At 57.0% G+C, this 4218-nt stretch carries 2 protein-coding genes and 1 riboswitch; of the genes, one reads left to right on the top strand and one right to left on the bottom strand.

Annotated elements, in window-relative coordinates; translation table 11 throughout:
- Window positions 1–216 precede the first annotated feature (216 nt).
- A complete protein-coding gene (gene metE, locus HMPREF2562_RS07965) occupies window positions 217–2526 on the bottom strand; it encodes a 5-methyltetrahydropteroyltriglutamate--homocysteine S-methyltransferase (RefSeq protein WP_070429770.1) in 2310 nt (769 codons plus the stop codon).
- 38 nt (window positions 2527–2564) lie between these two features.
- Window positions 2565–2748: riboswitch (cobalamin riboswitch) on the bottom strand.
- Between the two features lie 209 nt (window positions 2749–2957).
- Here metE and HMPREF2562_RS07960 point away from each other — a divergent pair.
- Window positions 2958–4079 carry a Dyp-type peroxidase gene (locus HMPREF2562_RS07960; protein WP_049190646.1) on the top strand — a complete coding sequence of 374 codons (1122 nt, stop codon included), beginning with the start codon at window positions 2958–2960 and terminating at the stop codon, window positions 4077–4079.
- The last annotated feature ends 139 nt before the right edge of the window (window positions 4080–4218 follow it).

The following is a 4218-nucleotide window of genomic DNA, read 5'->3' as shown; positions in this document are numbered from 1 at the left end:
AGTTTATGACACTTTCAAGCCATTTTTCGGACAATTTTTGCTATAAACGCGGTCAGTAACTCCATTGGCCCGCTGCCAGCCATAACCGAGGTCACTAACTCGCATTGGGGCTAAGTAGGGCTAAGTAGCAAAAGGTGCCCACCCGGCAACACGCCGAGCGGACACACTTTTTGCTACTTAACCCACTATTTATTTTGCGGCTATGCAGTTCGCGACTTACTCTGCTAGCTGCAACCGAGCCTGCTGAGCTGCGGCTACCAATACTTTCAGTGAAGCCGTAACCTCTTCCCAACCTCGGGTCTTTAGACCACAGTCCGGATTAATCCACAGCAGGTTGGGGTCAACGCTTTCAAGCGCATCTTCCACGAGCTGGTTGACTTCTCCGTCCGTCGGCACGCGAGGCGAGTGGATGTCCCAGACACCTGGACCAATCCCGCGAACGTATCCCTCATCTTTCAGCGCTGCGAGCACCTGCATACCGTTGCGAGCTGCTTCGATGGACGTGACATCGGCGTTGAGATCATCGACGGTGTCGATAAGCTCATTGAAGTCCGAGTAGCACATATGCGTGTGAATCTGAATGTCGTCAGCCACACCAGAGGTAGCCAGACGGAAGGAACCTACGGCCCACTTCAGGTAGGCGGGCTGGTCCGCTTCATTCAGGGGCAGCAACTCGCGAATGGCTGGCTCATCGACCTGCACGATTTGCGCTCCAGCGGCCACGAGATCTGCAATCTCATCGCGCAAAACCAGCGCAACGTTATCCGCAGTGTCACCGATGGGCTGGTCATCACGGACAAACGACCATGCCAACATGGTCACCGGCCCGGTGAGCATTCCCTTGACGGGAAGGTCAGTCATGTTTGCCGCTGCCTTGTACCACTGCACCGTCATTGGCTCTGGCCTGGTGATATCACCGTAGAGAATCGGCGGCCGCACGCAGCGGGAACCATAGCTTTGGACCCAGCCATTGGCGGTCGCGAGGTAGCCGTCCAGCTGCTCCGAGAAGTACTGCACCATGTCATTGCGCTCAGGTTCGCCGTGAACGAGCACATCGAGTCCCAATTCTTCCTGCTGCTCAATGGAGCATCGAATTTCAGCGAGCATTGCTGATTCGTAGTCGACTGGGGTGAGCTCTCCCGCGCGCAACTGCGCACGTGCACGACGAATGCTATTGGTCTGCGGGAAGGAACCGATTGTGGTGGTCGGCAGCGGAGGCAGGTTAAGGGCCTCAGCCTGAGCCGCCTGGCGAGCTGCAAACGAGGAACGAGTCCGGTCGCTCTCCTCGATTGCTGCCAAAGCTTCACGAACTTCAGGCTTAACAATCCGCTTCGATTCTGCCCTTGATGCCAGTGCTGCCCGGGACTCCCTCAACGCCTTCAAATCCGCGGCATCGAGTTGGCGGTCATTCAACCTGGCATCAAGCGCCCTCGCCAAGAGGGTCACCTCGCCGATTTTCTCATCCCCGAAGGCCAGCCACTGCAGCACCTCGGCATCTTCTTCGCTCGGGTTTTCCGAGGCCAGGGAGTACGGGACGTGTAGCAGCGAACAGCTAGTCGACACCGCGATGGGGCCTCGGACTGCCAGCTTCTCCAGCGTCGCCAGGGCTGCATCCAAGTCGGTGCGCCACACATTACGCCCATCAACAATGCCCGCAACCAGCAGTTCCTTGCCGGTCCAATGCGGCAACTCAAAGCTACCTGCTACCAGGTCGCAACCAATGGCCTGCACGCCTGTGCCAGAAAGGGTTTCCAGCGCCTGATCACCATCACCAAAGTAGGTCTGCACCCACAACTTGGTATTCGCAGACTCCGCCACGCCGGCCAACTTCTCGTAGGCCTGGCGAGTCCTAGCAAGAGTCACTTCATCGAGGTCAGTGACCAATACTGGCTCATCGAGCTGAATCCACTCAAAGCCCTTATCCCCCAGTTGAGCGATGATTTCCGCGTACGCATCGGTCAACTTTTCCAAAAGGCCAAGTGGGTTCGAATCATCGTCGGTACGCGACAGGCTCAAGTAGGTCACAGGACCAATCAAATGAGGGCGCAGCATGGTGGTGGCGCCATTGTTTAAGCTGCAGGAATCATCCAACCAGTCAGTGAGGTCAGAGGTAAATTCAGTATCGGCTGACAGCTCCGGAACAATGTAGTGGTAATTGGTGTCGAACCACTTGGTCATTGCGGATGCCGGTTGCGTCTTCGTACCGCGAGCGGCGGCGAAGTAGTGGTTGATCCATTCCGGTAGGTTGGAACCGTCCGTTTTCGGGACATTCTGGAAGCGGGCTGGAAGCACTCCGAGCAGCGCCGATGTATCCAGCATAGAGTCGTAGAACGAGCGCCCAATTGTCGGAACCGAGTCGATTCCTGCCTTCAGCGCTGCGCCAATGTAGCTATTGACAGTGTTGCGCGCCGTCGCGGCCAGCAGGCCGCCGGTCGCCGGGTCGCGCCAGTAGTTTTCCAGAGCTCTTTTGAGCTCACGATTACGCCCTATCCGCGGAATGCCCGCGAGGGTTGCGTGAATTGCCATGATCTCGTGATTTCCTCGTCAGTCGTGATCAGCATCGGGTATGAAATTGCACAACCGGCAGGCATTCGGACTTGTCATCACTGAAAAGATTGGTTATCAACGCGTCGGATAAACCAAAGCTCTGGCAGTGATGCTTACCGTTGCGGGACAGTTCCGGACTTGCACCGGGATTCCCCTGCATAACTCGAAGGCCTTATGCGCGCTAGGCTCAAAACACACCTTGCGCGGAAAACGTGCGATATGCAGCACTTTCCTTAATGAACACCTTCGAGGCGGCTGTGGATGTGAAGTATATCGCAATATACAAATATCTCATTCACTTAGCCCCCTCCCCGAGCCTTTGCTTTGATGCTCTCCTGCTGGGACCAAAGTGATTAAGCTCGTAGTCATAAAAGCTATTTATTCTACCTCTTTTCAAGGAGTGACCTCGAGTGACACAGGCTTCCGGACCTTCCCTGAGGGGCGCCAAGATTCCGTTCGATGGCCCGGTCCAGTCAGGCGTTGAACAGCCCGGCCAAGCACATCTCCGCCTCGTCGCATTCGATTTGAAGGACGGCATCGACGCAGCAGATTTGAAGGAACTGTTCTCCTCGCTTACCGACGTTGCCCGCCGCCTCACCCAAGGCCAGGACATCGAGGGGTATCTGGAACCGGAAATGGTTGCAGCCACTGCAAACCTGACTATCACAGCCGGTTTCGGTGAGCGCATCTTCGACGTCCTCGGCAAACCAGGGCGCAAGCCGGCTGGTCTGCACGATATCCCGTCATTCCAGCATGACATGCTCCGCCCTGAGTGGGGTCAGTCTGACTTCGCTCTGCAGTTGTGTGGTGATGACCTCGTCACCGTTTCGGCCGCGTCCCGTCTACTGGAAAAGAAGGCGGCTCCGTGGGCTCGCGTGAAGTGGTTCCAGAAGGGCTTTTCCTACGCCTGGGGTTCGCAGCCTCACGGCGCTACCCCACGCAACCCGCTGGGCCAGCTCGACGGCACCGTCAACCCGTCCACTCCGGAGGAATGGTCCGAACAGGTGTGGATTGACTCCAAGGACAAGGCGATTAACAACTCGTGCGTGATGGTTGTTCGCCGTATTGCGCTCGACTTGAACAATTGGGATGAGCTCAGCACCGACGATCGTTCCATCGTTATCGGTCGTGACTTCCACACCGGTGCTCCTCTTTCCGGCGGCAATGACGAGTTCGATGAAGAGGACATGGACGCCGTCGATGACCAGGGCGAGTACCTCATCCACCGCCAGTCTCACTTGGCGCTTTCCCGTGAGCAGGATGGTCAGCCTGACGACGCCCTGCGTCGCCGCGCCTATGCCTACGAAGACCAGCCCGGTGAGCCGGCCTTCCCGTTCGAAGGACCGAACGTTGGCCTGGTCTGGGTTGCATTCCAGAAGAACCCGGACAACCAATTCAGTGCAATCCAGGCCCGTTTGGATCGCGGCGATTTGCTCAATGAGTGGAACCGTCACATCGGCTCCGCTGTGTATTGGATCGCCCCTGGCACTACCCCTGATTCTTACTGGGGACAGGAGTTGATTGAGGGGTAGAGGCTGCAAGCTGGCGGCGAAAAACTGACTTGGCGGGCTAAGGCCTGACGGACTAAAAGCTGACGGGCTGCAAATGTGAAACTGACCTAGTTTATGACACTTTCGGGCCGGTAGGTTCAGGCGGTGAATGCATCACCAC

This window comes from Corynebacterium sp. HMSC077G07, from assembly GCF_001809225.1.
Classification (GTDB): domain Bacteria; phylum Actinomycetota; class Actinomycetes; order Mycobacteriales; family Mycobacteriaceae; genus Corynebacterium; species Corynebacterium jeikeium_D.
This window is presented reverse-complemented; position numbering and strand designations above follow the sequence as displayed.